Here is a 25,989-nt window from a genome sequence, read left to right as displayed (position 1 = left end):
CAAGGCGCGGTTATGGACGCCGCCGCTTTGATTCTTCAAGGCGATCATTTTGCAGCCAACAGCTTGATCTTGGGCCCAAATTATGGGGTGGAAGAGCGGGACAGATGGCTACATATTGTCTGCCGTAGAGTCTGCACATGACCCGAGAGAAGACAAAGCGATATTTCCAGAGTCCCTTGCAGCAGATTCTCAAGAGCGAACTGGGGCGCGGAAACAGTATCCGGTCCGCGTCCGATTGGCCACCGCATTGCGTCATGCTGGTGCTGCTCGATCGTCCCTTCAAGCGACGGCATGCGCTGGCGCCCGGCATGGAATACAACAAGCTCGATGATCCGCATTATTGGCAGGCGGAATACAGTATCGAGATCGAGCCTGGCAAATGGGAGAGTCTGGCCTGTGGCTTCTAGCCTTCAGGCATAGGCCACCCAGCCGCGCCAGGTGAAGGCGGCATAGAACAGGCTGACTTTCGTGAAGCCGGCGTCACGCAGGATCGCTTCGTCCTCTTCCGGGTCGAGTATTTCGAGACGGGCGGCGATGGCAGCCCGCGCACTTTCGGCCTTGTCGGGCGGGGCGCCGGAGGCGATGGCGAAAGCGGCGTAGCGTGACAGCCATAGCGCCCGCTCATCCGCATGTTGCGGAAAGCTCGAATGCGCGGCCACAAAGGGTGCGCCGGGCTTCAGGCGGCGATGGATCTCCGAGAGCGTGCGCCGTCTTTCGGCCGGCACCAGGAAGTGCAAGGTCAACAGGCAGGCGGCCGCGTCGAACGGACCTTCCGGCGCATCGTCGATATACCCTTGATGCAGGCGTGTGCGCGCCGCATGCGGTCCGAGCGTCTGCTCGGCGAGCTTCAGCATCTCGGCGGCCGGATCGACGCCATCGAAGGTCCATTGCGGCTGTGCGTCCGCGAAGGCTCTCAATTCCAGACCGCCACCGGCGCCCAGAACCAGCAGGCGGGCATGGCGTGGCGCCCGCTCGGCGAGGAGAAGGCTCGACATGCGGTGCAGATCGGCGAAGCCCGGCACGAAACGCGGCGGCCCTTCGGCATAACGCGCCACGGCATCGGGGTCGGAGAAATGGGCCAGCAATTGCGTATCGTTATTCATGCGTGCGCCTTGGACCGGGTAAGGCCGCGGGCAACGAGGCGGCGATGGAAGTCGGCGCTCAATTGGGCAAGTGTCACATCACCGAGACGCGCCAGGAGCATCGCTTCCACTTCATGAAAGACCGGACTCAGCGCGGCATTGACCGCCTGCTCGACCAGGCAGCCGGGCTCCGCCGAGCGGTTGCCGATGGCGAGCAGCGGCGGACTGTCGAGCGCCGCATAGACATCACGCAATGTCAGCTTCGTGAGATCGCAGGAAAGCGTCCAGCCGCCGCCATGTCCCTTCTCGGAGCGGACATAACCCTGGTCTCTGAGGCCGGCCATGATCCGCCGGATCACTACGGGATTGGTCTGCATGGCCTTGGCCAGCATCTCGGACGTGGCGGCCTCCGGCCTTTCGGCCATGTGCAGCAGAATGTGAAGTACGCCCGACAGTCGGCTGTCCCGTTTCATGTAACTTCATATGTTACATGATGTCGCGAGAATCAAGCTTTATCGTTTGGCGCCGAGTTTCTCGAGCCTTTCGACGACGTCCTGGTGCCGGTGGTTGCTGGCGAGTTTGAGCGGCGTCCAGCCGCTTTCGTCGGCTGCGTTCACTTGCGCCCCGCTCTGGATCAGGAAATCGACCATGCCGATGGCACCTTTATTCGCCGCATAGTGGAGCGCCGTGCTGCCATTGCCTTTGCCGGCGCTGTTGATGTCGACGCCGGCCTTGAGCAGGAGGCGCATGGTCTCGATATCGCCCGAGCAGGCGGCGTAGTGCGCCGGCATGTCGCCCCATACGCCATCCTGCGCATTGGGATTGGCGCCGTTGGCCAGCAGCAGCTTGGCCATCTGGGGATGGAGGAAGCCCGCTGCCACCATCAGCGCGGTCCGCCCCGCGGCGTCGCGGGCGTCGACTTTGGCGCCGCGATCGATGAGGAGGGCGGCGACCTGTGCCTGCCCGTTCAGAGCCGCGGTGTGCAGCGGCAGCGCACCCTCGGGTTCGCCCGGAGCTTCGAGATCGGCGCCGCGATCGATGAGGATGACCGCGATGCCGGTGCGCCCTTTGGCGGCCGCCAGATGCAGAGGCGTGCCGAAGAGATCATAGGCATTCACATCGGCGCCTTGCGCGATGAGTTCGACCACGCGCGCCACATCGCCGGCATTCACCGCATCATGAAGCCCGTCTTCATGCGCACCGAATTTCAGAAGCCGCTCGACGGCCTGTTTCTGGAGTCTGAGCCGCGCATATTGCAGCGGGGTTACACCCTGATTGTCCTTCATGTCGATGCCGGCGCCGCGGGCCGCCAGGAGATCGATCGCTTTCAGGCGGCCATAAAGTGCGGCGAAATGGAGCGGCGTTTCGCCTTCATGCGGCGCGCGGATGGCGATATCGGCACCGTGATCGAGAAGAAGCCGCAGAATATCGGCCTGGCCGGCCAGTGCCGCGATATGAAGCGGCGTGTGACCGGCGGGATTGCGCGCGGTGATATCGGCGCCGAGCGTGAGCAGCACGTCGGCCACTTCGACATTGCCGAAGGTCGCCGCCACCATCAGGGGCGTCAAGCCGGCTTCGTTGCGCGTGTCGACCGGGATGCCGCGACCGACCAGGAATTTTGCCGCTTTAGGCCGGTTGTAGATGGCTGCCGTATGGAGTGCATGGGCGCTGGTGACCTTGGCTGCGCCATCGAGATTTGTCCCGGGCTCGGCCGCGGCGAGTTCGATCGGGTCGCCGACACGATCCGTCAGCGCTGCGGTCGCGCTCAGGCCCAAAGCGAGTGCGCTCGTGAGGAGGGTGGGGATTGCCTTGTAGGCAAAGGCTTTCAGCCTTGACCAATTGATCTGGACGCGGGCCTTGCTCATGGCGTGCCTCACGCATTTGAGAGGATCGCTCAGTCTGCGCCGGTACGGCGTGCGTGAAAAGTAAACGGCGGTTACGCAATTTTCCGCATGTCATCATTGCCCATGGATATCGGGAAAATTGGCCGTCGCATGGGCAGCTGGACAGGCGGCATGGTGAAAAGCATAGTGCCTCTCATGAAGCAGGATGACACCTGGAACGACGAGACCGCCGCCGCCTATGACACCGAGGACGCCGGTATGTTCTCATCCGATGTGCTGGGACCGACGATCGATCGCCTGGCTGATCTTGCGCGGGGCGGGCGCGTGCTTGAATTCGCGATCGGCACTGGCCGTGTCGCCGTGCCTTTGCGGGCCCGTGGCGTCGCCGTCACGGGCATAGAAATGTCGCCTGCGATGGTCGCACAACTTCGGCGCAAGGCCGACGAAGCGACGATCCCGGTGATCCTCGGCGACATGGCGACGACGCGCGCCCCTGGCGACTTCACGCTCGTCTATCTCGTCTACAACACGATCTCGAATCTCTTGACCCAGGCCGCGCAGGTCGCCTGCTTCCGCAACGCGGCGCGCCATCTGAAGTCCGGCGGCCATTTCGTGATCGAGCTTGGCGTGCCTGAGCTGAGGAAGCTGCCGCCTGGCCAGGATGCGGTCGTCTTCCGCTCGGACCCCGATTATATCGGCGTCGACACCTATGACGTGCTGAACCAGCATCTCACCTCTCATCATTTCCGCTTTGGCGCCGGTCGCGAAGCGCGCCTCTTGCGCTCGCATCACCGTTATATCTGGCCCGCCGAGCTGGATCTGATGGCCGAGCTTGCGGGGTTCAGGCTCGAAAGCCGGCACGCCGACTGGGTGAAGTCCCCCTTCACGGCCGAGTCGCCATCGCATGTGTCTGTTTACCGCCTGACGGAGCGGATCGTCTCCGGATAGGTCCCGTTATATCCGCTTCGTCCGATCTTTCACGTCATCGCTCAGCTGCCGCACGATTTCGGTGGTCTGGCGGATATCCGCTTCGCCGAGAGGGGCCACCAGCGTCGCGGCGATCGCCAGAAGCTCGGCATTCATCTCGCCATACTGCGTCTCGCCTTTAGGCGTCAGCTTCACCAGCTTCGAGCGCTGATGCCTGGGATTGTCGATGAAGGTGACGAGGCCGTCAGCCGCCAGCTCATCCGCCAGCCGCTGCATGCGCTGCCGGCTGGTTGGGCGCATCCGGGCGATCTGCGGAATGGTGAGGGGGCCCAGCAAAGCGAGACTGCGCATGAAGCCGAAGGCGCCGCCGCCCCAGCTGGTGATGAGTCCCGTCTTCTGTCCGAGCGCCCTGATCCTGAAGAAACACTGGGCCACTTCGAGCATCAGCTCGGTGACCGCCTCGGCCTTGCCGCCGCTTTCTACCTTGCGGCTCGCACCGCTTTTCTGTCGCGCCGATGTCATGGCCTCAATCTCCCCGATTGACAACCTCATTGTCAATTCTTAGATTGACACCTTAGTTGTCATATCTGCGGAAGTGGACATGGAAACATCCGACAGCGAAACCGCCGGCGTTATCGGGCGGCCGATCCTCTTCGTTCCCGCCACGCTTCTGGCCGGTCTCGTCCTCGACCGTCTGCTGTCCTTGCCCTTCGCTGTTGCAGAGTTTGGCGGACTTCGCTGGCTGGTTGCCGGCTTTCTTATCCTGATTGGTGTCGCGCTGTTTGCGGCGGGCGTGCGCAACTTTTCACGGGCCGAGACACCTTTGCCCACCAACCAGCCGGCCCGCGTACTGGTGACGACCGGCATCCACCGCTGGACCCGCAATCCCGTCTATCTCGGCCTTCTTCTTATCTATGTCGGTATTGGGATCGCGGCGCAAAGCCCATGGAGTCTGCTCCTGGCGCTTCCGCTCGCTCTCGTCATTCATTATGGCGTCGTCAAGCGCGAGGAGGCCTATCTGGAGCGGCGCTTCGGCGACGCCTATCGCGACTACAAGGGCCGTGTCCGCCGTTGGCTGTAAGACGGATGCGGCGATCTCACCGCATCCGCTTCAGTGCAGGTCAGGCCGCGATGCCCCAATGAGTCTTCCGCTTCTGGCCGTGGCGGCACACATGCGCCTCCGCCAGCAGGCAGACCGTCTCGAAACCGAGCGCCGCGCTGATATTGGCGGAGATGCCATTGGGATCGTAAGGCGGGCAGAGCTCGACCATGTCGGCGCCGACGATATCCATGCCATGCATGCCGCGGATGATCTGCACCATCTCGCGCGTGGTGAAGCCGAAGGGTTCCGGCAGTTCGGTGCCGGGCATGAAGGTGGCATCGATCCCGTCGGTGTCGAGCGTGAAATAAAACGGCCCGTCGCCGATGACGCGGCGGATCTCCGCGATGACACCTTTGACGCCCAGCTCATAGACCTCATGCATCGGAATGAGGCGCATGCCGGCCTCGCGTGAGAAGTCCCAATAGGGACTGAGCGAGCCGCGCATGCCGATCTGGATCGTGCGCTCCGGATCGATCGCCTCGTCGAGCACCGCATTGAGGAAGACGCTGCAGTCATTGAAGCGGTTGCCCTGGAAAGTGCCGCGCGCCGTGTCGGCATGGGCGTCGATCTGCACGAGCCCGATCGGTTCACCCGCGGCGAGCCCCGACAGGATCGGATGCGTCATCGTATGGACGCCGCCCACCGAATAGGGCGTGATGCCGCGCCGGCGGAATTCCGCGAAGGTCGCGCGGATGGTCTCCACACATGAATTGACGTCATGCGGGCTCTCGAAGCTGATATCGCCGACATCGGCCATGCTCAGAAGCTCGAAGGGAATGGTCCGCCACACGTCGTGCACGGGACCCCGCACCTTCGACCATTCGCGGAACGACCTCGGCCCCAGCCTTGTGCCGCCGCGCACCGGCGCGCTCGCCTCGAAGGGAATGCCGATGCAGGCGAGGTCGACATCGTCGAGATTGGCGCGCCGCGGCGCGTTGAAGAAGTTCATCTCGCCGGCATAGACATCGGCGAAGACCGGCGCCTTTTCCGCTTCCATGCGTTTGAGGAAGGCATCGATCCGGGGATCGCTGCTTTGCAGGAACTCTCCCTTGGCCAAAGCTTCCAGGCGCGCGCGTTTCTCAGGTGAAAAACCAGACATCAGATACTCTCGGTTTATTTCTTGAATTTCTTGGAATTGGCGTTGCCGGCCAGCGCTTCGAGGATGAGGCGCACCGCCAGCCGGCTGGTGATGCCGTCATGATCCCAGGAAGGCGACACTTCGACGAGGTCGAAGCCGGCAATGCCCATGCGTCCCAGCTCATAGGCCATGGTGAGGGCTTCCCGCGAGCTCATGCCGCCGGGCGTCGGCACGCCGGTTCCCGGCGCATAGGCGGCATCGATGGCGTCGATATCATAGGTCAGATAGACGCCGTCGGCGCCTTTGCTGGCGACCGCCGCCGCCTTTTTGGCGATCGTCTTGGCGCCTTGCGCCCAGATGTCCTCGATGGTGAAGAGCGTGATGCCCTGCTTCTTGATATAGGCCAGCTCGGATTTCGGGTTCATCCAGCCGCCGGTGCCGACGATCGCGATACGTTTGGGATCGAAGCCGGCATCGACGGCGCGGGTGATCGGGCAGCAATGGCTGAGCGTCTCGCCGCCGACATCGAGCGCCGTGTCGAAATGTGTGTCGACCAGCACGAGGCCCGGCTTCTTATAGGCTTTGGCGAAGGCCCTGACGCAGGCGATGGTGATCGAATGATCGCCGCCGATCGTCACCGGCATGGCGCCGCTTTGCAGGATCTGCGAGACCATGGCCTGCGCCCGGTCCATGGTGGTGACGGCGGCACCCGGCACCACCGGCACGTCGCCGCAGTCGGCGAAACGATAATGCTGGGTGAGGTCCATGCCGGTCGAGGCATTGTAGAAGGAGAACTGGTCGCTCGCCTCGCGGATGGCGCGCGGCCCATAATTCGTACCGGTGCGGCTGATGCACATGGCGTCCCACGGAAAGCCTAGAAACGCCGCCGAAATCTTCGCGTCCTTGAGCTTCTTGGCGTCCGCCGCAATGGCCGGCAGCCGCATGAAGGTGCCATGCGTCCCGGCATGGAGAAGGCCGGCAAAGGCGTTCTCATTGAAGGTGACGGTGCTTGTGTTTCCCATCTTCAATCTCTCTGTTGTGTGGTTGTCGGGCGACCCATCATGCGGTCGAGATACTGGCGGAACTCGTCGACATAGATTTCGAGCGTCGAATGCAGATAGCCGGGCTCGGCCGCGTTGAACTGGACGCCCTGCTGCACCCAGGCCACGACGCGCTTGTCTTCGAGCGTGGCGGTATGGATCACCTCGCGGACTTTCTCCGCGAAAGCTTCGGGATCCTTCATCCCCTTCATCGCCTTGGGCGTGAAGGACAGGCCCCAGCGGCCATTGGTGCGGTCCACCGCTTGCGGCTCGAGCGTCATCCACCAGACGAAATTGGCGTCGATGGCGACGAGCGCGTTCGGATAGATGCCGATGACGAGGAGGCGCCGCCGCTCGTCCTCATCGAGATCCTCATTATGGACCTCAGGCAGATCTTCCGGGCGATAGGGATTGTAGTGGACCGAGAATTGCTGCTGGCCGCGCGGGCCCAGCTCGGCCAGCCGCGTCGGGTTGGTCGGCCCGATCGACTGCTTATGTGCGTAGGTCACATGGTAGCATTCGACGAAATTCTCGTAGACGAGCTTCCAGTTACCGGTCCAGATCTCCTCGTCGAACACATAGCGGTCCTCGTAGGACGAGAGATCGTAACGGGCGAGATGGTCGGCCAGCGGCTTGAGCTTGCTCGCCATCGAGGGCAGATCGTGGCGCAAGGCCACGAAGATGAAGCCGAGCCAGACTTCGCAGGCGAGCTCGCGCAGGCCCATCTCGGATTTGCAGGCATCGCCGAAGCCTTGCGGATTGGCGATGCCGATCAGCCGGCCGCTCATCTCATAGGTCCAGGCGTGATAGGGACAGACGATCCGGCCCACTTTGCCGCGGCCCTCGAGCAGCTTGGCATAACGATGCAGGCAGAAATTGGCGAAGGCCTTGATCGAGCCGTCCTTCTGGCGGATGCACACGATGGGACGCTTGCCGATCGCCGCCGTCATATAGCTGCCGGGCTCGAGGATGCTGTTCTGCCGGCCGACCATCACCCAGTCATTGTCGAAGACGTCGCTGAGCTCCTGCTCGAAGATCTGGGGGGTGATATATTCACTCTGCTTGGCGCCCCGCAGCGCTGCCGGTGTTTCGCCGATTTGCGGCTTCGGCATTTTTCCATCATCCATGGCCAAACTCCTATTCTTTCAGCTTGGTTCGCGCCTTGTGCTTGCGCCGCGATACCCGCTCCCAGATCGAGGCAAGCCCTTGCGGCAGCAGAAGCAGGGTCAGGACCACGAGGATTCCGAGGATCAGGAGCCGGTATGTTCCGGCGTCACGCAGCAACTCATTGAGGATGGTGACGACGAAGGCGCCGAGCACCGCGCCGGGGAAGCGGCCGATGCCGCCGATGGCCAGCATCACGATCGCCAGCAGGATGAATTCGTTGCCGAGGATCTTCGGCGTGACGACCGAGGTGTAATGCGCATAGAGGGCGCCGGCGAATCCGGTCACCAAAGCAGAGAGGACGAAGGCCAGCAGCTTGTATTTGAACTCGTTGATGCCGAGCGAGCGGGCGAAATTGGCCGAGTCGCGCAAGGCGACGAAAGCGCGTCCGGTACGACTGCGCAGCACGACATAATAGATCACATAGACCGAGATCGCCGCGGCGGTCAGCGCCAGATAATACCAGCCGATCTTGTTCAGCGGCCCGAAAGTGAGGCCGAAGAATTTGATCGGCGGCACGCCCATGAGGCCCATGGTCCCGCCGGTGCCGAGCCCCTTGGCGAGCTGGATCAAGGGCGGCATGGCGAGGTGGATGGCGAAGGTGAACAGCGCCACATATTCGCCCTGGAGCCTGAGACACGGTAGCGCGATCGCGAGTCCCAGAAGCGCCGTGATGGCGGTGGCCGCGATGATGGCGGCGACGGGCGGCACGCCGAATTTCAGGGTGAGCATCGCGGTCGCATAGGCGCCGGCGGCGAACAGCGCGATCTGCGCATAGTTGAAGATGCCGGCATAGCCGAGCGTCAGATCCCAGGCGGCGGCGACCATGCACCACAGGAAGCACAGGATCAGCACATGCTGCACATAGCTGTCGGTGATCAGCATGCCGGCGAGCGCCAGCACCCCCACTGCGGCCCAGTAGAAGGGCACGCTCGTACCGGCGAGAAGCCGCTTGCCGCCGGCCTGGGCTGTCATCGTGGCATCGCTCTGCGTCATCCGGCTGCCTCGCTCTGGCCTTTGCCCAGCAGTCCTTGCGGACGGATCATCAAAACCAGGAGCAGCGTCACCAGCCAGACCGGCATCGTCCAGCTGGCGCCGAGCTGATAGACCACCATCGCCTCCACCAGTCCGAGAAAGAAAGCGGCGGCGATGGCGCCGCGCGTGCTGCCGAGGCCGCCCAGCACCACGATCACGAAGGCTTTGAGGAACGGCTCCCAGCCGCCTTGCGGCGAGATCAGGAAGATGGGCGAGAGCAGCAGCCCGGCCATGCCGGTCAACACCACGGAGAGGCCGAAAGTGAAGGCGAAGATGCGGTTGACATCGATGCCGACCTGGCGGGCGCCCTGGATGTCCTGTGCCACCGCGCGCACCGCCCAGCCGAAGCGGGTGCGGTTCAGGAACACTTCGAGCAGCGCCACAATGACGAGCGCGATGATGAGCACCGCGACCCGGTAGGCCGAGACGGTGACACCGAAGATCGAGACTGTGCCTTCGATGAAGGCCGGCATCGGTTTCGCCACCGCGCCGAACAGGATCAGATTGGCGTTATCGAGCACGAAAGCGAGGCCGAGCGTGACCATCATGGCCGTCACCCGCCAGTTCTTGCCGCCCCGCAAGGGGCGCAGCATGAGAGTTTCGATGGCGACGCCGATGCTGAACAGGATCGGGATGAGCACCAGGACGGCGAGCCATAGAGGCAGGCCCAGATAGCCGACAGTGAGGATCCAGGAAATATAGGCGCCGGTCGTATAGAGCGCGCCATGGGCGAAATTGAGCGTGCGCGCTGTGCCATAGACGAGCGACAGGCCGACCGCGATGATGCTGTAGGCCGCAGCCTGGGCGATGCCGCCGAAGATCACTTCGAGAAACTGGGTCATCGGTGATCCGCCATGGCCATGGCGGCGCGTGCCGCGCCGCCCGAAATGATGCCTTCCTCGAGCCGATAGACCCGGTCGACGATGCCGTCGATGAGCCCCAGGCTCTGCTCGACCAGCAGGATCGTCGTGCCGGTATTCTTCAACTCCGCGATCGTCTCCAGCATGGTGTCGACGAGCTTGGGCGCCAGGCCCAGCGACGGTTCGTCGATGGCGAGAAGCGCCGGGGCCGACATCAGGCCGCGGCCGAGCGCCAGCATCTGCGCCTCGCCGCCGCTCAAAGTGCGGGCGAGCTGCTCCTGCCGTTCGGCGAGCCGCGGATAGAGGTCGAAGACGCGCCTCAGCGAGGTTTGCTCGTGACCGCGTCCGCGCGCCAGGAAGGCGCCGAGCAGCAGGTTTTCCCTTACCGTCATGTCGGGGAACAGCCGGCGATCCTCGGCGACATAGACGAGGCCGCGCTCGACGAGCTCGGAGACGCTCCGGCGCCTGATGCTTTCGCCCGCATAGAGGATGTCGCCGGAAGCGACGGGGACCAGGCCGCACACGGCCTTGAGAAGCGTGCTTTTGCCATGCCCGTTGGCGCCGACGACGCCGACGAGCTCGCCTTCGCCGACTTCGAGCGACACCCCATGCAGGATGTGGAGATCGTCATAGAAGACGTCGATATCGCGCACGCTAAGCAAAGTTCCGCGCTCCGAGATAGATATCGATGACGCGCGCATCGCGCAGCATCGCTTCCGGCCGGTCGAGGCAGAGCAGCGTCCCGGCATTGAGGATCAGGATCCGGTCGGAGAGGTCGGCCAGCGCCCGGACCTTGTGCTCGACGACCACCAGCGTGAGGCCTCGCGCGCTGTGCAGGCGGCGGAACAGCGCCACGAAGATATCCACTTCCTCGCCATTGAGGCCGCTCAAGGGCTCGTCGAGAAAGACCAGCTTCGGCTCCGTGGCGAGCGCGGCGGCGAGCATGATGCGCTTGCGGGTGAGGAGATCGGCCTGGCCGGCGGGCTGGCGCCGCTGCGAGGCTAAGCCGGTGATCGCCAGCGCTTCGTCGACCCGATCCTTGATCGCGCCTGAGGCGAGGCGCTCGGTCGGACCGAACAGTGCGCCGGTCGCGACATTCTCTTCGACCGACATGGATGAGAAGATTTGCGGGATCTGGAAGGTGCGGGCGATGCCGAGGCCGCAATAATGATGGGCGGCAAGTCCCGCAACGGCCTGACCCTCGAAACTCAATGCGCCGCTTGTGGGTTTCAGTACCCCGGTGCAGACATTGAGGAGAGTTGATTTTCCCGCCCCGTTCGGCCCCGCTATGCCGAGAATCTCACCGCTTCGGATGTCGAAGCTCAAGCCATCGAGCGCCTTGAGGGGGCCGAACTGCTTGCTCACCCGATCGAGCGCCATGATCGGTGCCGCCGCGACTTGCGCGGCGGTTCGTCCTGAATGCAGGGACTCGGCTTGCATCAGCCGCGTACCGGCTTACTTCGCCCAATCCGGCATCACGAAATCGCCGGTCTTGCGCGTGCCGATCATCAAGGGCTTCAGGGCCTTGTCATGGACCTGGAAGAGGAAGGCCGGCTGGCTCGCATCGCTGGTCGGGATCTTGAACTTGTCGTCGAATTTGAGCGTGCCGGTGAGGCCTTTGAAGCTCATTTCCTTGAGCGCCTTGACGACGGCGGCGTGATCGGAGGCGCTGCCCGCGGTCTTCACCGCCGCCGCCCACATGTTCACTTCATCATAAAGTTGCGCGGCGAGGCTCCAGGGCGGTGTCTCGTTATAGGCGGCTTGCCATCTCTTGATGAAGGCATCGCCCTCGGGGCCGGGCAATTGCGCCGACAGCGTCATGCCGAGCACGCCCTCGACCTTGCCTTGCGCGACCACGTCGCCGAAAGCCGGCACGCTCGCCGCATAGCCGGCATTCACCACCGCACCTTTGACCGGATTGTCGAAATATTGCTGCAGGAAAGTATAGGTCAGCCCGGCATCCAGCACTTCGATATGGACGAGGGCCGGCTGTGCTTCGCGAATCTTGCTGAGGATGCCTTGCCACTGCACGCTTTCATACGGCACCTCTTCATTCATCACGACTTCCCAGCCCTGCGCCGTGGCGGCGTCGGCCATCGCCTTGGTGAGGCCCGATTCCCACTCATAGGGGCCGTGCACGATGGCGATCTTCTTGTTGGGGAACTGGTGGCCGAGCGCTGCGAGCTGGTCGAACATGACCTTGCCATAGGAGGCTTCGACGTCGGACGCGTTGAAGATGCTGGTGCAGCCCATGCTGTTCATCATGTCCACGACGCTGGTGAAGGCGTCATTGTGGATGAACGGCACGCCTTGCGGGCAGAAGGCCGGAATATCGGGACCGAAGCCGCCATAGCCGGTGACGATGAAATCGGATTTGCCGCGGTCGATGAGATTGGCGGCGGCCGCCTGCAGCTTGTCGGGCGACAGGTCGCCGATATCGAAGAAGGTCACTTCGACCTGCTGGCCAAGGACGCCGCCAGCCTTGTTCAGGTCTTCCACCGCGAGCTTGATGGCCTTTTCCATGACGCCGCCGTCGCTGGCGAAGGGGCCGGTCTGCGGAATGGGGGCGCCGATTTTGATGGTGTCGGCTTGGGCCGTGACGGGCGCGGTTGCACCGACGATTGCCGCCAGTGCTGCACCGGCAAGGCCATGCGCTGCATTTTTCAGCAGTGATTGGACGCTCATTGAGATTTTCCTTCCCTATCGACGCTTGAATTCCCAGCTCTGGCGGCTGGCGCTCAACGTTCGGGATGCAAGTAGATCATCGCCCTCAGGCACTGACAATGGTGACAACTGATACTATGGCGCCTGGGTCCGAGAAGCTTGTGGTCGGGCTTGACCCGACCATGTGTGCGGTTCTCAGATAAGCCGATGCGCAACTTAAGAGAGTGTCACGCCTGGGTGAGCTGGTCCTTGAAAATACGATCAAAAATCAGCGAGGTGATCTCGCGTTCCGAGGTGACGTCGAGCTTGCTGTAGAGCCTATGCTTGTGGTTGCGCACCGTTCCGGCGCCGATATCGAGACGCTTGGCGATCGCCGCCGTCGACATGCCGCGCAAGCCATGCCGGAGGATCTCGCATTCGCGCGGCGTCAGCTGGTAGTCCGTGATCATCTGGCTGAACAGATTGTCGATGGCGAGATATCCCGGCGAGCGGCGCTCGACGACGAAGACGCGGCCGCCCGGCGCCACCGCATTGCCGTCCTCGAGCTTTTCCCAATGCACGACATCGAGTTCGTCGAGCGAATGCACGCCTTCGCTCGAATCCTGCGAGACCGCGCAGATGGCGTCTTCCGCCGCCGCGGTCACCTTGCCGCTCCATACCCCGTTGCGGAAGCAGGGCTTGCCCTCGTCGTCGACCACCATGACGGCGAGCTGGCTGTCATTGAGATAGCCGCCGCGATGGCCGGAGAGGCTGCTCACAATGTGCAGACGGTGCAGGTTTTCGAGAAGCGGATAGATGTGCCTGACGAACTCCACTTCGCCGGGCTCGAAAGGCCGGTCGTCGAGATCGAGGCAGAGCGCCACCCAGACGCCGCCCACCGCCGGCAGGAGGACGACGATCTCGTCATAGATGCGGGCCGAGTGATAGAGATTCTCGAAATAGAGGTTGTCGTTGCCCTCGCGCCGCATCTGCAGTGCCGTCATCACGCGGTCGGGAACCTGGGTGCGCACCAGATGCAGCAAGGGGTCGATGCGGTAGAGCTCCCGCATATAGGTGACCTCGGCTTCGGCGGTCAGCGAATAATTGGCCAGGAACTGCGGCTTGGCGAATTGCGCATAACGCACCGCGATCTGCCGTTCGCAACCGAGGAGGCGGCCGAGCGCCGCCAGGGCGGCGCTGTAGAAGTTGCGTGCGCCGATGACCTCTACCAGGCCCGCCATCTCGGTCATGAGCTGCGGCAGGTCGAGGCTGTTGTCCGCTGGCAAGGGAAGCGATGAAATCTGCGCGAGCACGAAAATGTCCGGTATCGACGTATGACCCTTCAGGAGCGAAAGCCTAGGAAAATTATATACTCAAATCAATGTCTTTGCGTCTTTGGACGACATTGTTGACGGGTCATCCGGCCGTCCTTATCGTGACCTAGGAATTTCGCGAAGAAGCCGGCAAAGGATGATCGCTTTTAATGCTGCTCGGGGTTGTAGCGGACGACTTTACCGGTGCCAGTGACATCGCCAACACGCTGGCGAAGGGCCTGGCCGGCCAGGGCGGTCTGAAGACCGCGCAATTCCTCAATGTGCCGAGCCTCAAGGCGCCGGCCGATATCGAAGCCGGCGTGGTCGCGCTGAAGAGCCGGTCCATTGCCGCCGCCGATGCCGTCGCCCAGTCGCTCGCGGCGTTGCGCTGGCTTCAGGACCAGGGCTGCCGGCAGATCGTCTTCAAATATTGCTCCACCTTCGACTCGACGCCCGACGGGAATATCGGGCCTGTGGCCGAGGCGCTGGCCGCTGCGCTCGATCAGAAAAGCGTGGTCGTGTGTCCTGCTTTTCCCGGGGCGGGACGCACCATCTATCAGGGACATCTTTTCGTTCATGACCGTCTCCTGAGTGAGTCCGGTCTCGAGAAGCATCCGCTCAATCCGATGACCGATCCCGACATCCGCCGCTGGCTCGCCCGCCAGGCGAAACATCCGGTCGGCCTCGTTGCCTGGCCTTCGGTGCGCCAGGGGCCCGAGCGGATCGCCGCGGAATTGCAACAGGCGGTGCAACGCGGCCAGCGCCTGGTCATTGTGGATGCCATCACCGACGACGATCTGGTCGCCATTGGCCGCGCTGCCGCAACGGCGCTGCTTTTGACCGGCGGCTCGGGCATCGCGCTCGGCCTGCCGGGGAATTTCATCGCCGCCGGTCTCGCGAAAGGAGCGCGGCCGCAAGTCGCTGGCATGAGCGGGCCCGAGGCCGTACTCGCCGGCAGCTGCTCGGGGGCCACGCGCGGCCAGATCGAGCATCACAGGCGCCGGCATCCCGTGCTCGCGATCGATGTCGACAAGGTGATGCGCGGCGCGTCCGGCGCCAATGACATCGTGACATTCGTCCTCGCTAATGCGGGCAAGGCGCCGCTCGTTTATTCATCGGGAGCGCCCGAGGACGTGAAGGCGCTTCAGGACCGTTACGGCCGCGAGAAGGTCGCCCATAGGCTGGATCGGCTCTTCGCCGATGCGGCGCAGGGCCTCGTGGCGAAAGGTATTCGCCGTCTCGTCATCGCCGGTGGCGAGACGTCGGGCGCGGTCGTGTCCGCCCTGGATCTCGGCGCCCTGACTGTCGGACCGGAGATCGACCCGGGCGTTCCCGTGCTGGTCGCCGAGGGAAAGTCTCCGATCGCGCTGGCGCTCAAATCAGGCAATTTCGGTGCGTCGGACTTCTTCGCCAAGGCCCTTGCGCGGCTGGCAGGCGCATGACGGCGGAAACCCAGATCCGCGAGGGCATCGCCCGCCTCGTGAAGTCGCTTTATGATCGCGGCTTCTCGGTGGGCTCGGCCGGCAATCTCAGCGCCGCCGTCGCCGACGGGCTGCTCATCACGCCGACCATTCCTGTCTGGGCTTCCTCGACCCGGCACGTATCTCCAAGCTCGACACGGACGGGCGCCACATTTCCGGCGACAAGCCGTCGAAGGAGATTTTCCTCCACCGCGCCTTCTAGAGCGCTTCCCGCCAAAGTTGCTCGACTTTGGCGATAAGGAAGCGCTCCAGACTACATGTATTTCGAGCCCTTTTACCCGTTTTGATCGAATCGGAACGATTCGATCAAAACGGGAAGGGCTCTATGAGACACGGCCCGCGACCGGCGCCGTGGTCCATCTGCACGCGACCTATGCCACGGCACTTTCCTGCCTTGCGGACATAGATGCGGAGGACTGCGTTCCTCCGCTCACCCCCTATGTGATCATGCGCGTCGGACAGGTGAGGCTGGTGCCCTATGTCAGGCCCGGCGATGCAAAGGCGGGCGACCTCATTCGCGCCCTCGGTGGTTGCCATTCCGCCGTTCTGCTCGTCAATCATGGGCCCGTGGTGGCGGGCAAGGACATCGCGTCCGCGGTCTATGCCGCCGAGGAGCTGAAGGAAACGGCGAAGCTCCTGCTTTTCCTACGCGGCATGCGGACGCGTCTGCTGACGGTGGAACAGATGAACGAGCTGAAATCAGTGTTCGGCTGATCCGATGGGAAACCGCCATCGGGCGCGCAGCTTCTATTTCAGGGCGGCGAAATTCGCATGAGCGGAGATGAGCCACTGGCCATCCACCCGCCGGAACACCGATAGCCGTGGCGAGTTTGCTTCGACGGTTTTCCCCTCGATGGACTGATCCGTCTCGATCCGGTAGCGCAGGACCATGACGTCGCCCGCTCCCCTGGCTACGATATCGCTGAATTTGGAGCGGATCTTCTGGTTCGGGAGAGATTTGAGGTAGCTCGTCTTGTCATGGCCGGTGCCGTCCGATCGCAGGATCTGGTATTCCGGTGCCAGGACTTTTTCGACCTTGGCGGGATCGCCGGAAAAAAGCGCATCCGCCCAGGGATCGAGAGCCTTCAGGGCTTCTTCCTCGGAGACTTCTACCGCTGCAGCGGCGCTTCCCGCTCCCACTGCGAGGGCGGAGATCGTCGCCAATGCGGCAATCGAAAAATCCCTGCGGGTGGATGTCTTCCTGTCCTGCGCTTGCTCGATCATGAAACCCTCATTGATTGCCGCCGCCGGCGCGGATCGGATTTCGATAACCTAGCGTCAATACGGGTGTGGCGACAAGATGCTCGATCTGACTTCGTCATCCCAGGGCGGCAAAATTCGCATGCGCTGAGATCAGCCAGTGACCGGCCTCCCGTCGAAACACCGACAGGCGGGGCGAGATTCCCTTGACCGCCTTGCCGTCAATGGTCTGGTCCGTCTCTATGCGATAGCGCACGACCATGACATCGCCAGTGCCGGTTGCGATAATGTCGCTGAATTTGGAACGGATCTGATGGCGTGGCAGCGCCTTGAGGTAGCTAGCCTTGTCATGGCCGCGCCCATCGGACCGCAAGATCTGGAATTCCGGCGCCAGGACCTTGTCGACCACTGCGGGATCGCCGGTGAAGACCGCCTCTATCCACGGATCGAGCGCCTTCAGGGCCTCTTCCTGCGTGATCTCTTCCGCCGCCGCAGCGCCCGCGCCAAGGGCGAGCGCGGATAGGCCGGCCAGCGCGGCCAATGAAAAATCCCTCCGCGTGGATGTTCTGCCGTCCTGCGCCTCGTAGTTCATAGGATCCTCTTTTCACATTGCCGCCGTCTAACCTTGCGGCAATGGGAGAGGGATGACAAGGCGGTTGGTTAATACTGCGCGCCGGTAACGGCTGGAGACAGCTTTCCCGCGCGCACGTCGCGCAGCGACTGGGCGAGGCAGCGGGCGAAGTCCTCAACCACGGGTTCGTGAGTCAGGTTGAGCATCATGTGAAGCCCGCGCGGCTCGCTGAGCCGTCCGACCATCCAGCCGCGCTTCTCCATCTGTTCGGCCACCGCGAACATGTCTATGTCATCTGAGCCGAAGGAGACGATGCCGAGTTGCGGATCACCCCAGATTTGAAACCCGAGTTTAGTCGCGGCATCGCAGAAGCGTTGCCGCGTGGCGAGGATGCGCCGGGTCTTGTCCTTATAACCCTCCACACCGAGATATTGCATGACCGCCCAGGCCGCGGCGATGGCGCCGCCGGCGCGCGTCCCCACGAAGGTCTTGGTGGCATAGGCGCCGCGTTGCCAGTTGCTGAAGGCATAGGGGAGAAAGGCGAAGTCCTCAGCGCTTGCGAACAACACGCAGGACGCGCCCTTCGCGGTGAAACCGTATTTGTGAAGGTCGGCGCTCATCGAGGTGACGCCGGCCACGGCGAAGTCGAATTCCGGAATGTCGGCGCCGAGCATTTTCGCAAAAGGTGCGCTGAAGCCGCCGACACAGGCATCGACATGAAGCCATAGCGCCTTGCGCTGCGCCAATGCGCCCAGCTCGGGGATCGGGTCGACGACGCCATGTGGGAAAGCCGGCGCCGAGCCGACCAGCATGATCGTATCGGCCCCGATAGCCGCCTCCATCGCGGCGACATCGGCCTTGTAATCCTTGTCCACCGGTATGCGCGTCACCTTCATGCCGAGCAGGTGGGCGGCCTTGTCGAAAGCCGGATGGGCCGAATTCGCGGCGATGACCTCGGCTGTTCCGACCGTGTAGCCGCGCGCACGCGCCCGATCGCGGGCGCTCTTCATCGCCAGGAGGATGCTCTCGGTGCCGCCGACCGTCATGGCGCCCCGCGCATCCGGGCCGCCATGCAGCAGCTCCAGGCTCATCGCCACGATATCGTCCTCGAACTTCGCCAGGCTTGGAAAAGCCCTGGGGCCGAGACCGTTCTCGCTGAAATAGGCGAGATAGGCTTCCTTGGCCACCTCGAGCACGTCCTCGCCGGCATAGTGGATATACATGCCGATGCGGCCATTGCGCCAATCGACATCCTTTTCACGCGCGGCCTCGAGAGCTTCTCTCAGATGGGCGCGCGAAAGTCCCTCGATCGGCAATTTCATTTCTTCGCTCCTGCGATTGACGCCGCCCGGCATCCTTGTTACGTTCGTATTAGACGAAAGCATATTCGCTATTTGAGAACAAGATGATTTCCAGTCTGACAAGAGGCCTCCGCATCCTCGACCTTCTGGTGGACCAGCAGCGTCCCTGGCGGCTCAACGAGCTTGCCCAGGAGCTCGACATCTCGAAGTCAGGCCTGCACGGCCTGCTGGCAACATTGGTGGAGTGCGGTTACGTCGAGCGATTGCCTGGCGGCTTCTACCAACTCGGCTTCAAGGCCTGGCGGATCGGCAACTCTTTCCCGACCGCCGATCTCGTCCACGCCGCTTCCCCGATCATGGAGAGGCTCGTCGGCGAGACGCGTGAGGGCACCATCCTCGGCGTGCTCAACGGTTTCGAGGTTTCCTATGTCCACCTCGTCGAAAGCAGTCAGATCGTGCGCGTCCACGCCAATATCGGCGACCGTATATCGGCGCATTGCACCTCGACCGGACTGGCGCTGCTGGCCTTCCAGGACGGCGCCTATGTCGACCGGCACATCCCGGCGGCCCTCGCGCCCTCGTCGTCGCTCACGATCACCGAGCCGGAAAATCTCAAAGCAGAGCTGAAACGCACCCGAGTGCGCGGCTATTCCATCAACCGCGGCGGCTGGAATGCCGATGTCGGCGGCATCGCCGCGCCGGTGATGGGCACGCGTGGGCCGATCGCCGCTCTGTGTATCGCGCTGCCGCTGTTCCGGATGAATCAGAGCTGGGTTCAGCGCGTGGCGCCGCTTCTGCAGCAGGCCGCGGCCGAGATCGGACAGGCGTTGCTGGCCCAGCCCGATCAGCAGCAGGCGGCGCGGTGATGGACAGCCTGGCCTTTGCCAAACCGGAGAGCTGGCGGATTGGAGTCGATATCGGCGGCACCTTTACCGATCTCGTCCTGGCGTCCTCCACCGGCGCCATCGAGGTTCACAAGGTTCCGACCGTCACCCATGATCCGAGCCAGGGCGCCCTTGATGCCATTGCGGGTGCTGCGGCATCGCGCGGGATGAGTGTCGGCGATCTCCTTGGCCGCTGCACATTGTTCGTGCATGGCACGACGGTTGCGACGAATACGCTGCTCGAAGGCAAGGGCGCGCGAGTAGGGCTCGTTACCTCCAAGGGGTTTCGCGATGCGCTCGAGATCAGGCGCGGCATACGTGAAAATCCGTGGGATCACCGCACGCCTTACCGTCCGGTTCTGGTGCCGCGTTATCTGCGCCTGCCGGCGGCGGGAAGGCTCGATCGACAGGGCAAGGAAATCGACCCGCTGGATCTGAGCGAAGTCGAAGCGGCGATTGGCGCCTTTCGCGAAGAGGGCGTGCAGGCGGTCGCGATCTGTCTGTTCAACAGCTACCTTTCCGGTACGCATGAGGCCGCCGCGGCCGAGCGGATCAAGGAACTGGCGCCCGACCTGATGCTTTCGGTCTCCCATGCCATAGCGCCGGTGATGGGCGAATATGAGCGCACCACGACCTCTGTCCTCAACGCCTATGTCTCGCCCGTCACGCTGTCCTATGTGCGCAGCCTGAATAATGCGCTGACCGGCAATGGTCTGAAGTCGCCCTTCGTCCTGATCCAGAGCAATGGCGGCGCCGTCTCGGTCACCGAGCTCGGCGACACCGCCGTCACGCTGCTGCTGTCGGGTCCGGCGGCGGGTGTCGGTGCGCTCAACTATTATCGCGAGGCCATTGGGTCCGGGAATCTCATCTCGATCGAGATCGGCGGCACGAGCTGCGATGTCATCATCATGAACGAAGGCGAGGTCGCCGCGGTCGATTTGCTCGACATCGGCGGCTACAAATGCGTCACGCCTTCGGTCGACCTGCATACGATCGGCGCGGGCGGCGGCACGATAGCCCGGGTCGACAGCGCCGGCTTTCTGCAGGTAGGCCCCGAGGGCGCCGGGGCGCGGCCGGGACCTGCCTGTTTCGGCCATGGCGGCACCGAGCCGACCATCACCGATGCGCAGGTCGTCCTGGGGCGCCTCAAGCCCGGTCCTTATGCGAATGGCGCGCTGGTCATTGACAAGGTGCTTGCCGAAAAAGCGATCGGCGAGAAAGTGGCGAAGCCGCTTGGTTTGACGGTCGAGCAGGCAGCGGCCGGAATCATCCAGATGATGGAGCAGAAGCTGCTGCATGCGGTGCAACGGGTCAGCACCGAGCGTGGCCACAATCCGGAACGCTTTACTCTCATCGCCGGCGGCGGCGCCGGCCCGCTGCATGCCGCATCCGTCGGTCGCGCGCTCGACTGCGCGCAAGTCTATATACCGAAACTGTCGGGCGCCTTTTGCGCCATGGGCATGCTCAACGCCAATATCCGGCATGACTACATGCGGGTCCTGTGGGGCCGCCTGAACGAAGTGACGTCCGCCTTTCTCGAGGAGCACTTCAATGTGCTCGAGGCCAGGGCGGTTGAGCTTCTGACGCGCGAGGGCTTTGCTCCCGACAAGACCGCTCTGAGGCGCGCTTTCGATCTGCGCTATCTCGGCCAGCAATGGGACGTCACCATCGAGGTCGGCAAGGCGTTCGATCCTGAGCTGGTTCGCCGGGCCTTCGAGAAAGACTATGAACGCCTTTTCGGCCATACCCAGCCGGATGGGGTCATCGAGATCACCAAGATCAGGCTGATCGCGCTCGGCCTGATCGCGCCGCTGCCATCGGCGCGGGCCGACGCCGTCACTGCGCCTGGCGCACCGGCCGAGACGCGGCCCGTCTGGGTCGACCAGGAGTCCGGCTGGCGTGATGTGCCGATTTATCGGGGGAGTTCCCTTGGTGCGGGGCAGGTGATCGTCGGCCCTGCCATCATCGACGAGCAGACGACGACCGTGATGATCGGCTGCGGTGATCGCCTCACCGTCGATCCTTCCGGCAATTACAGGGTTTCGATGGGGCAATGATGAGCAGCTGTGATCCGATCACCGTGGCCCTGGTACAGAACCGACTGGATCATATCGCGCAGCATATGGGTTGGGTCATGACCCGCACGTCGCGCAGCCCGATCTTCAATCAGTCGCATGATTTTTCCTGTTATCTGACGAATGGCGAGGGTCTGCTGATCTCGCAGGCGGACGGCATCCCGATCCATACCGGCGGTGGCGGCTTCGCCGTGCGTGCGCTTCTGGATGCGTTTTTCGGCCGGATCGCGCCGGACGACGTATTCCTTCTCAACGATCCCTACGTGGCTGGCGGCAACCATCTGCCCGACTGGGTGATTGCCCGCCCGGTCTTCGCGGCCGACAGGCTCGTCGCCTTTGCCTGCAATCGCGCCCATCAGTCCGACATCGGGGGTGGTGCCGCCGGCACCTACAATGCCAAAGCGACCGAGATATTCCACGAGGGGATACGCCTGCCACCCTTGCGGCTGATCGAGAGAGGCATCCTGCGCGAAGATCTCTGGCAATTGCTGATGATCAACACGCGCTGCCCGGATTTGCTCGATGGCGACCTCCGCGCCATGCTCGGCGCGACGCAGGTCGGCGCGAGCGAGCTGATGAAACTCGTCGATGAGTTCGGCGTCGAAGAGACCCGCGAGCTTTTCAACCAGATCCTCGATCACGGCGACCGCCGCATGCGCGCCGCGCTCGGTGTGTTGCCGGACGGCACCTATGTAGCCGAAGAGCGCTATCACACCGACTGTTTCGAGGAGGTCGAGATCAGGTTCAAGGTGACGCTGACCAAATCAGGCACCGATCTGCATGTCGACTTCACCGGCACCGATCCCCAGATCCGGGGCTTCAAGAACTCCTCTCTCGCCAACACCTATTCAGCCGTCTACGCCGCCGTCGCTTCGTTTTTCGACGCCGACATGCCGCGCAATGAGGGCACGTTCCGATGCCTGTCGATAAACGCGCCGAAGGGAACGGTGGTGAACGCCAGGTCGCCGGCGCCGGTGACCATGTGCACCGTCTTTCCGGCCCATGAGATCATGCACATGGTCTGGTGGGCGCTTGGCCAGGCGATGCCGGATCGTGCGCTCGCCGGCTGGGGGAAGAACGCTTTTCCGGTCACCGCGGGAACAGACGCGCGCGGATCGACCTGGGTCATGTACAACTGGGGCGGCGCGTCCGGCGCCGGCGCCACCGCCGACCGCGATGGCTTCAACCAGATCGGGCCGATGGTCACGCTCGGGGGGCTTTCGATTCCCAATGCCGAGACCTACGAGCAGCTCTATCCCATCAGGGTGCTTCGCCATGAGCTTCGCGTCGATGGCGGCGGCGCCGGAGAGAGGCGTGGCGGCACCGGCGTCCTGTTCGATGTCGAGATCGAAACCGAGGCTGAATATTCCTTTCGTGGCGAGGGTATTGGCCAGCCAAGCGGACTTGGTGTGCGCGGTGGTAGAGAAGGCGGTGCCGGCTTCCTGTCGCTGACCGCCGCTGACGGATCGGTCTACGAGCCCTTTCCCTATGGTGTCGAGCGGCTCGGCGCCCGGCGTCTGTCGATCCAGGCGCCCGGCGGTGGCGGCTATGGCGATCCGCTGAAGCGTGATCCGGCCGCGGTGCTGCGCGACGTGCGCGACGGTTTGGTCTCGCCGGAGGCGGCACGCAGTGAATACGGCATCGCCTTGGCGAATGATTCTGCATCCGTCGACGTCGCGGCGACCGAGGCGCTGAGGCGGGCATCCGAACCCGAGAGGCGGATCGTCTCGGCGGCATAGATCGAAAACTGCAGAACAAAAGACAAAGGAGAGGACAATGTCACAACGGAGTGGTTTTCCCAGCTGGACGCGCCGGGCTTTTCTGGCAGCCGTCGCGAGCACGGCTTTGACGGTGCCGGCATTCGCCGAAAATGCTCATATCCGCGTGATGGTTTACCAGGGGGCCTATACGTCCCTCACGGCCCATGTCGCGCTGGATCAGGGCTTCTACAAGAAACACGGCCTTGATGCCGAGCTGGTGGTGGCGGCTTCCGGGCCTGCGGGAGTCGCCGCGATGCTGGGCGGCAGCATCGATTTCGCCGAGCCTCCGGCCGACCAGGTGATCCTCAATGTGCTGAAGGGCACCGATCTGAAGATGGTCGTCGGAAACGAGATCAGGAATTTCTACTCCGTGATCGCCCGTGACAAGAAGTCGTTGCCGAATGCGGCGAAGGGATATCCCGAGGTCATCCGCGATCTCAAAGGCAAGACGATCGGGGTCAATGCGCTGGGGGCTACGACGCATCTGATGATGAATGCCGTCCTCCTGGATGCGGGCATGAGTCCGAATGACGTCACCTACCTGGCCGTCGGTTCGGCGACGACGGGGCTCGCCGCGTGGCAGGCGGGACGGGTGGATGTTCAGGTCGCTTTCACGCCGTTCACTCAGATCGTCACCGGAGACGGCAGCGGCGAGATCATCCTCGATTTGAGCAAGGGGGAGGGGCCGGCGGCGCTCACCCAGCTCGGCGGCGCCTTTGAAGGTTTTGCCGCAAAGGGGGACTACATCAAGAACAACAAGCCGACCGTCGATGCCTTCATCAGGGCGCATGTCGACGCCATCACCTGGATGAAGGACCCGGCCAATCGCGACAAGCTCACCGAGCTGGTCAACAAGCATGTGGCGGTTTCCATCATTCCCGAGGCCAGCCGGGCCGCGACCGTGGCGAAGATGATCGAAACCTATGACAACTATCTTGGCTATACGATCGACCCGGCGGCTATCGAAGGCTGGAACAAATATCTGGCCGACTCCGGCCTCGCCTCGCGGCCGGTCAAGCCGGAAGAGGTCATCTACGAAGGAGCCCCGCGGCCATGAGCGTCGCGGCGCCGGGTCAGGAGGGTATCCGCATCGAGGCGGTCAGCCACCGCTACGGCGACGTGGCGATCCTCGACGGCATTCGCATCGAGAGCAGACCCGGCCAGTTCATCGCACTGATCGGGCCGAGCGGCTGCGGCAAGACCACGCTGCTCGACATCATGTGCGGCATCCGCAAGCATCAGTCGGGCAACGTCCTGGTGGGCGGACGTCCCCCCGTCGAAGGCCGCGCGGACACGGCGCGTATGTTCGCGCGTGATGCCCTGCTGCCGTGGCGCACCGCTTCAGCCAATATCGATTTCGCTCTCAAGGCCCGGCGGCGGCCGGGAAACCACGACGCGATCACGGCTCAGCTTTTGGAGGATGTGGGGCTCACCGGCTTCGCGGATAATTATCCGAGTCAGTTGTCGCAAGGCATGCGCCAGCGCGTGGCGTTGGCGCGCACCTTCTCGCTGGAGAGCGATTTCCTGTTTCTCGACGAGCCCTTCGGCGCGCTCGACGCGCAGACGAAGCTCGTGCTCCAGGAGAAGCTTCTGTCATTGTGGGAGAGGACCCGCAGCACGGTGGTGCTCGTCACCCACGATCTTGGCGAGGCCATTGCACTCGCCGATCGCGTCGTCGTCATGACGGCCCGGCCCGGCCGCATCCTCGCGGATGTTCCCATTGATCTGCCGCGGCCGCGTTCGGTGAGCGCGCTCCAGAAGACACGCGCCTATCATGATCTCTACGCCCAGCTTTGGGACAGTCTCGAACAGGCAACCGCTTCCGCGCGGCTGCATCCGGGAGGGAATGCGTGACGGCCGGCAGAACCTCCCATGCGGCGAAAGTCCTGGCCGGACGCCTCGTGCTGCTGTTCGGCGTCGGCGGCCTGTGGGAGCTCGCGGCGCGGACCGGCGTCTTTCCCGCCGCCTTCATCGGCCAGCCGTCGATTTTCCTGCCGGGCCTTGCGCGCATGTTCATCGATGGATCCATTTATGGGCCCATCCTCGACACCTTGTCGGCGACCGCTCTGGCATTTTGCATCGGCGGTGTGCTGGCGCTCGCCAGCGCGCTTCTGCTGACCGCTGTGCCGATCCTGCGCGAGATCGTGCAGCCCTTTCTCGATGCTCTGAACGCCTTGCCCCGCGTCGCGCTGGTGCCGCTGTTCATCGTCTGGTTCGGTCTCGGCATGACGTCCAAGGTCATATCCGGCGTCTCGCTGATGTATTTCATCCTGCTGTTCAACACGTTGGCGGGTGCGCGCTCGGTCGATCCCGACCATCGCGGGCTGGCGCGCAGCCTCGGGCTCGGCAGCAGTCAGATATTCCGCCAGATCGTCATCCCGACGGCGATCCCCGCTATCTTCGCCGGGCTCAAGCTTGGTCTCGTCTATACCCTGCTAGGCGTCGTGACCGCCGAGCTGATCGCCGGCGGCAAGGGGCTCGGCAGCCTGGTCAGCTACTATTCCAACACCTACGACGCCAATGGCGTCTTCGCCGTGCTCGTCGTGCTCGTGGCCGTATCCTTCGCGCTCTCGACCCTGATGGAGAAGATCGAAGGCCGGCTGATGAGGTGGAAGCAGCCTTGAAGGGG

Annotated in this window: 27 protein-coding genes and 1 pseudogene; 12 read left to right on the top strand and 16 right to left on the bottom strand. The window is 63.4% G+C overall.

Annotated elements, in window-relative coordinates:
* Window positions 1-137: 137 nt before the first annotated feature.
* On the top strand, window positions 138-407 hold the full coding sequence (locus tag JHL16_RS27945; protein WP_200188167.1) for a hypothetical protein: 270 nt from the start codon (window positions 138-140) through the stop codon (window positions 405-407).
* Window positions 408-410: 3 nt separating this feature from the next.
* Here the strand turns inward: JHL16_RS27945 and JHL16_RS27940 are convergent, their stop codons facing one another.
* The 3 genes from JHL16_RS27940 to JHL16_RS27930 are packed head-to-tail and all read right to left on the bottom strand — an operon-like array spanning window position 411 to window position 2,947.
* Window positions 411-1,103 (bottom strand): class I SAM-dependent methyltransferase, encoded by a 693-nt coding sequence (locus tag JHL16_RS27940; protein ID WP_200188166.1) that lies wholly within the window; start codon window positions 1,101-1,103, stop codon window positions 411-413.
* Complete coding sequence (locus JHL16_RS27935) at window positions 1,100-1,555, bottom strand: Rrf2 family transcriptional regulator (protein ID WP_200188165.1); 456 nt, start codon at window positions 1,553-1,555, stop codon at window positions 1,100-1,102. The genes JHL16_RS27940 and JHL16_RS27935 overlap by 4 nt, the downstream gene beginning before the upstream one ends.
* A 39-nt stretch (window positions 1,556-1,594) precedes the next feature.
* Complete coding sequence (locus tag JHL16_RS27930; protein WP_200188164.1) at window positions 1,595-2,947, bottom strand: ankyrin repeat domain-containing protein; 1,353 nt, start codon at window positions 2,945-2,947, stop codon at window positions 1,595-1,597.
* 174 nt (window positions 2,948-3,121) lie between these two features.
* Here JHL16_RS27930 and JHL16_RS27925 point away from each other — a divergent pair, with 174 nt between their 5' ends.
* Entirely contained in the window at window positions 3,122-3,874 is a 753-nt protein-coding gene (locus JHL16_RS27925) for a class I SAM-dependent methyltransferase (RefSeq protein ID WP_200188163.1), read from the top strand.
* 6 nt (window positions 3,875-3,880) lie between these two features.
* On the opposite strand, the gene JHL16_RS27920 is transcribed toward JHL16_RS27925, so the two are convergent.
* Window positions 3,881-4,375, bottom strand: coding sequence for a MarR family winged helix-turn-helix transcriptional regulator (locus JHL16_RS27920; RefSeq protein WP_200188162.1), 495 nt, complete (start codon window positions 4,373-4,375; stop codon window positions 3,881-3,883).
* A gap of 79 nt (window positions 4,376-4,454) precedes the next feature.
* Between JHL16_RS27920 and JHL16_RS27915 the strand changes: the two genes are divergently transcribed.
* The gene (locus JHL16_RS27915) at window positions 4,455-4,934 is read left to right on the top strand and encodes a methyltransferase family protein (protein WP_200188161.1); all 480 of its coding nucleotides are present in this window, start codon (window positions 4,455-4,457) and stop codon (window positions 4,932-4,934) included.
* Window positions 4,935-4,974: 40 nt separating this feature from the next.
* Here JHL16_RS27915 and JHL16_RS27910 read toward each other — a convergent pair whose 3' ends face one another.
* The 9 genes from JHL16_RS27910 to JHL16_RS35470 all read right to left on the bottom strand — a co-directional run bounded on the left by JHL16_RS27910 (window position 4,975) and on the right by JHL16_RS35470 (window position 14,088).
* Window positions 4,975-6,054, bottom strand: a complete 1,080-nt coding sequence (locus JHL16_RS27910) for an arginase family protein (RefSeq protein WP_200188160.1) — start codon at window positions 6,052-6,054, stop codon at window positions 4,975-4,977.
* A gap of 14 nt (window positions 6,055-6,068) precedes the next feature.
* Window positions 6,069-7,055 (bottom strand): agmatinase, encoded by a 987-nt coding sequence (speB, locus tag JHL16_RS27905; RefSeq protein WP_200188159.1) that lies wholly within the window; start codon window positions 7,053-7,055, stop codon window positions 6,069-6,071.
* 2 nt (window positions 7,056-7,057) lie between these two features.
* Window positions 7,058-8,200 (bottom strand): aromatic ring-hydroxylating oxygenase subunit alpha, encoded by a 1,143-nt coding sequence (locus JHL16_RS27900; protein ID WP_200188158.1) that lies wholly within the window; start codon window positions 8,198-8,200, stop codon window positions 7,058-7,060.
* A 10-nt stretch (window positions 8,201-8,210) separates the two neighbouring features.
* Window positions 8,211-9,233 (bottom strand): branched-chain amino acid ABC transporter permease, encoded by a 1,023-nt coding sequence (locus JHL16_RS27895; RefSeq protein WP_200188157.1) that lies wholly within the window; start codon window positions 9,231-9,233, stop codon window positions 8,211-8,213.
* Entirely contained in the window at window positions 9,230-10,114 is an 885-nt protein-coding gene (locus JHL16_RS27890; protein WP_200188156.1) for a branched-chain amino acid ABC transporter permease, read from the bottom strand. The genes JHL16_RS27895 and JHL16_RS27890 overlap by 4 nt, the downstream gene beginning before the upstream one ends.
* Entirely contained in the window at window positions 10,111-10,785 is a 675-nt protein-coding gene (locus tag JHL16_RS27885) for an ABC transporter ATP-binding protein (RefSeq protein WP_348647290.1), read from the bottom strand. Before JHL16_RS27885 ends, JHL16_RS27890 begins: the two co-directional genes overlap by 4 nt.
* 1 nt (window position 10,786) lies before the next feature.
* Entirely contained in the window at window positions 10,787-11,572 is a 786-nt protein-coding gene (locus tag JHL16_RS27880) for an ABC transporter ATP-binding protein (protein WP_200188154.1), read from the bottom strand.
* A gap of 15 nt (window positions 11,573-11,587) precedes the next feature.
* On the bottom strand, window positions 11,588-12,817 hold the full coding sequence (locus JHL16_RS27875) for an ABC transporter substrate-binding protein (protein ID WP_200188153.1): 1,230 nt from the start codon (window positions 12,815-12,817) through the stop codon (window positions 11,588-11,590).
* Between the two features lie 206 nt (window positions 12,818-13,023).
* Complete coding sequence (locus tag JHL16_RS35470; RefSeq protein WP_200188152.1) at window positions 13,024-14,088, bottom strand: LuxR C-terminal-related transcriptional regulator; 1,065 nt, start codon at window positions 14,086-14,088, stop codon at window positions 13,024-13,026.
* Window positions 14,089-14,258: 170 nt separating this feature from the next.
* Between JHL16_RS35470 and otnK the strand changes: the two genes are divergently transcribed.
* The 3 genes and pseudogenes from otnK (at window position 14,259) to JHL16_RS35105 (ending at window position 16,283) form a co-directional block, all read left to right on the top strand.
* Window positions 14,259-15,530 (top strand): 3-oxo-tetronate kinase, encoded by a 1,272-nt coding sequence (gene otnK, locus JHL16_RS27865; protein ID WP_200188151.1) that lies wholly within the window; start codon window positions 14,259-14,261, stop codon window positions 15,528-15,530.
* 136 nt (window positions 15,531-15,666) lie between these two features.
* Window positions 15,667-15,770: pseudogene (locus JHL16_RS35560) on the top strand (aldolase); the annotation flags it as partial.
* Window positions 15,771-15,788: 18 nt separating this feature from the next.
* Window positions 15,789-16,283 carry a class II aldolase/adducin family protein gene (locus tag JHL16_RS35105; protein ID WP_281436056.1) on the top strand — a complete coding sequence of 165 codons (495 nt, stop codon included), beginning with the start codon at window positions 15,789-15,791 and terminating at the stop codon, window positions 16,281-16,283.
* A gap of 33 nt (window positions 16,284-16,316) precedes the next feature.
* On the opposite strand, the gene JHL16_RS27855 is transcribed toward JHL16_RS35105, so the two are convergent.
* The 3 genes from JHL16_RS27855 to JHL16_RS27845 all read right to left on the bottom strand — a co-directional run bounded on the left by JHL16_RS27855 (window position 16,317) and on the right by JHL16_RS27845 (window position 18,662).
* A complete protein-coding gene (locus tag JHL16_RS27855) occupies window positions 16,317-16,793 on the bottom strand; it encodes a nuclear transport factor 2 family protein (protein ID WP_137853883.1) in 477 nt (158 codons plus the stop codon).
* A 94-nt stretch (window positions 16,794-16,887) separates the two neighbouring features.
* Window positions 16,888-17,361, bottom strand: coding sequence for a nuclear transport factor 2 family protein (locus JHL16_RS27850; protein WP_200188150.1), 474 nt, complete (start codon window positions 17,359-17,361; stop codon window positions 16,888-16,890).
* A gap of 68 nt (window positions 17,362-17,429) precedes the next feature.
* Window positions 17,430-18,662 carry a pyridoxal phosphate-dependent decarboxylase family protein gene (locus JHL16_RS27845; RefSeq protein ID WP_200188149.1) on the bottom strand — a complete coding sequence of 411 codons (1,233 nt, stop codon included), beginning with the start codon at window positions 18,660-18,662 and terminating at the stop codon, window positions 17,430-17,432.
* A gap of 83 nt (window positions 18,663-18,745) precedes the next feature.
* On the opposite strand from JHL16_RS27845, the gene JHL16_RS27840 reads away from it, so the two are divergent.
* From JHL16_RS27840 to JHL16_RS27815, 6 genes are read left to right on the top strand one after another with little or no spacing between them, the layout of a single operon-like run.
* The gene (locus tag JHL16_RS27840) at window positions 18,746-19,507 is read left to right on the top strand and encodes an IclR family transcriptional regulator (RefSeq protein ID WP_200188148.1); all 762 of its coding nucleotides are present in this window, start codon (window positions 18,746-18,748) and stop codon (window positions 19,505-19,507) included.
* Window positions 19,507-21,582, top strand: a complete 2,076-nt coding sequence (locus JHL16_RS27835; RefSeq protein WP_200188147.1) for a hydantoinase/oxoprolinase family protein — start codon at window positions 19,507-19,509, stop codon at window positions 21,580-21,582. The genes JHL16_RS27840 and JHL16_RS27835 overlap by 1 nt, the downstream gene beginning before the upstream one ends.
* Window positions 21,579-23,339 (top strand): hydantoinase B/oxoprolinase family protein, encoded by a 1,761-nt coding sequence (locus JHL16_RS27830; RefSeq protein ID WP_200188146.1) that lies wholly within the window; start codon window positions 21,579-21,581, stop codon window positions 23,337-23,339. Before JHL16_RS27835 ends, JHL16_RS27830 begins: the two co-directional genes overlap by 4 nt.
* Before the next feature lie 37 nt (window positions 23,340-23,376).
* On the top strand, window positions 23,377-24,417 hold the full coding sequence (locus tag JHL16_RS27825; RefSeq protein WP_200188145.1) for an ABC transporter substrate-binding protein: 1,041 nt from the start codon (window positions 23,377-23,379) through the stop codon (window positions 24,415-24,417).
* Window positions 24,414-25,214, top strand: coding sequence for an ABC transporter ATP-binding protein (locus JHL16_RS27820; RefSeq protein ID WP_200188144.1), 801 nt, complete (start codon window positions 24,414-24,416; stop codon window positions 25,212-25,214). Before JHL16_RS27825 ends, JHL16_RS27820 begins: the two co-directional genes overlap by 4 nt.
* Window positions 25,211-25,984, top strand: coding sequence for an ABC transporter permease subunit (locus JHL16_RS27815; RefSeq protein ID WP_200188143.1), 774 nt, complete (start codon window positions 25,211-25,213; stop codon window positions 25,982-25,984). Before JHL16_RS27820 ends, JHL16_RS27815 begins: the two co-directional genes overlap by 4 nt.
* The last annotated feature ends 5 nt before the right edge of the window (window positions 25,985-25,989 follow it).

The sequence above is a fragment of the Taklimakanibacter albus genome (genome assembly GCF_016595235.1).
GTDB classification, from domain to species: domain Bacteria; phylum Pseudomonadota; class Alphaproteobacteria; order Rhizobiales; family Aestuariivirgaceae; genus Taklimakanibacter; species Taklimakanibacter albus.
This window is presented reverse-complemented; position numbering and strand designations above follow the sequence as displayed.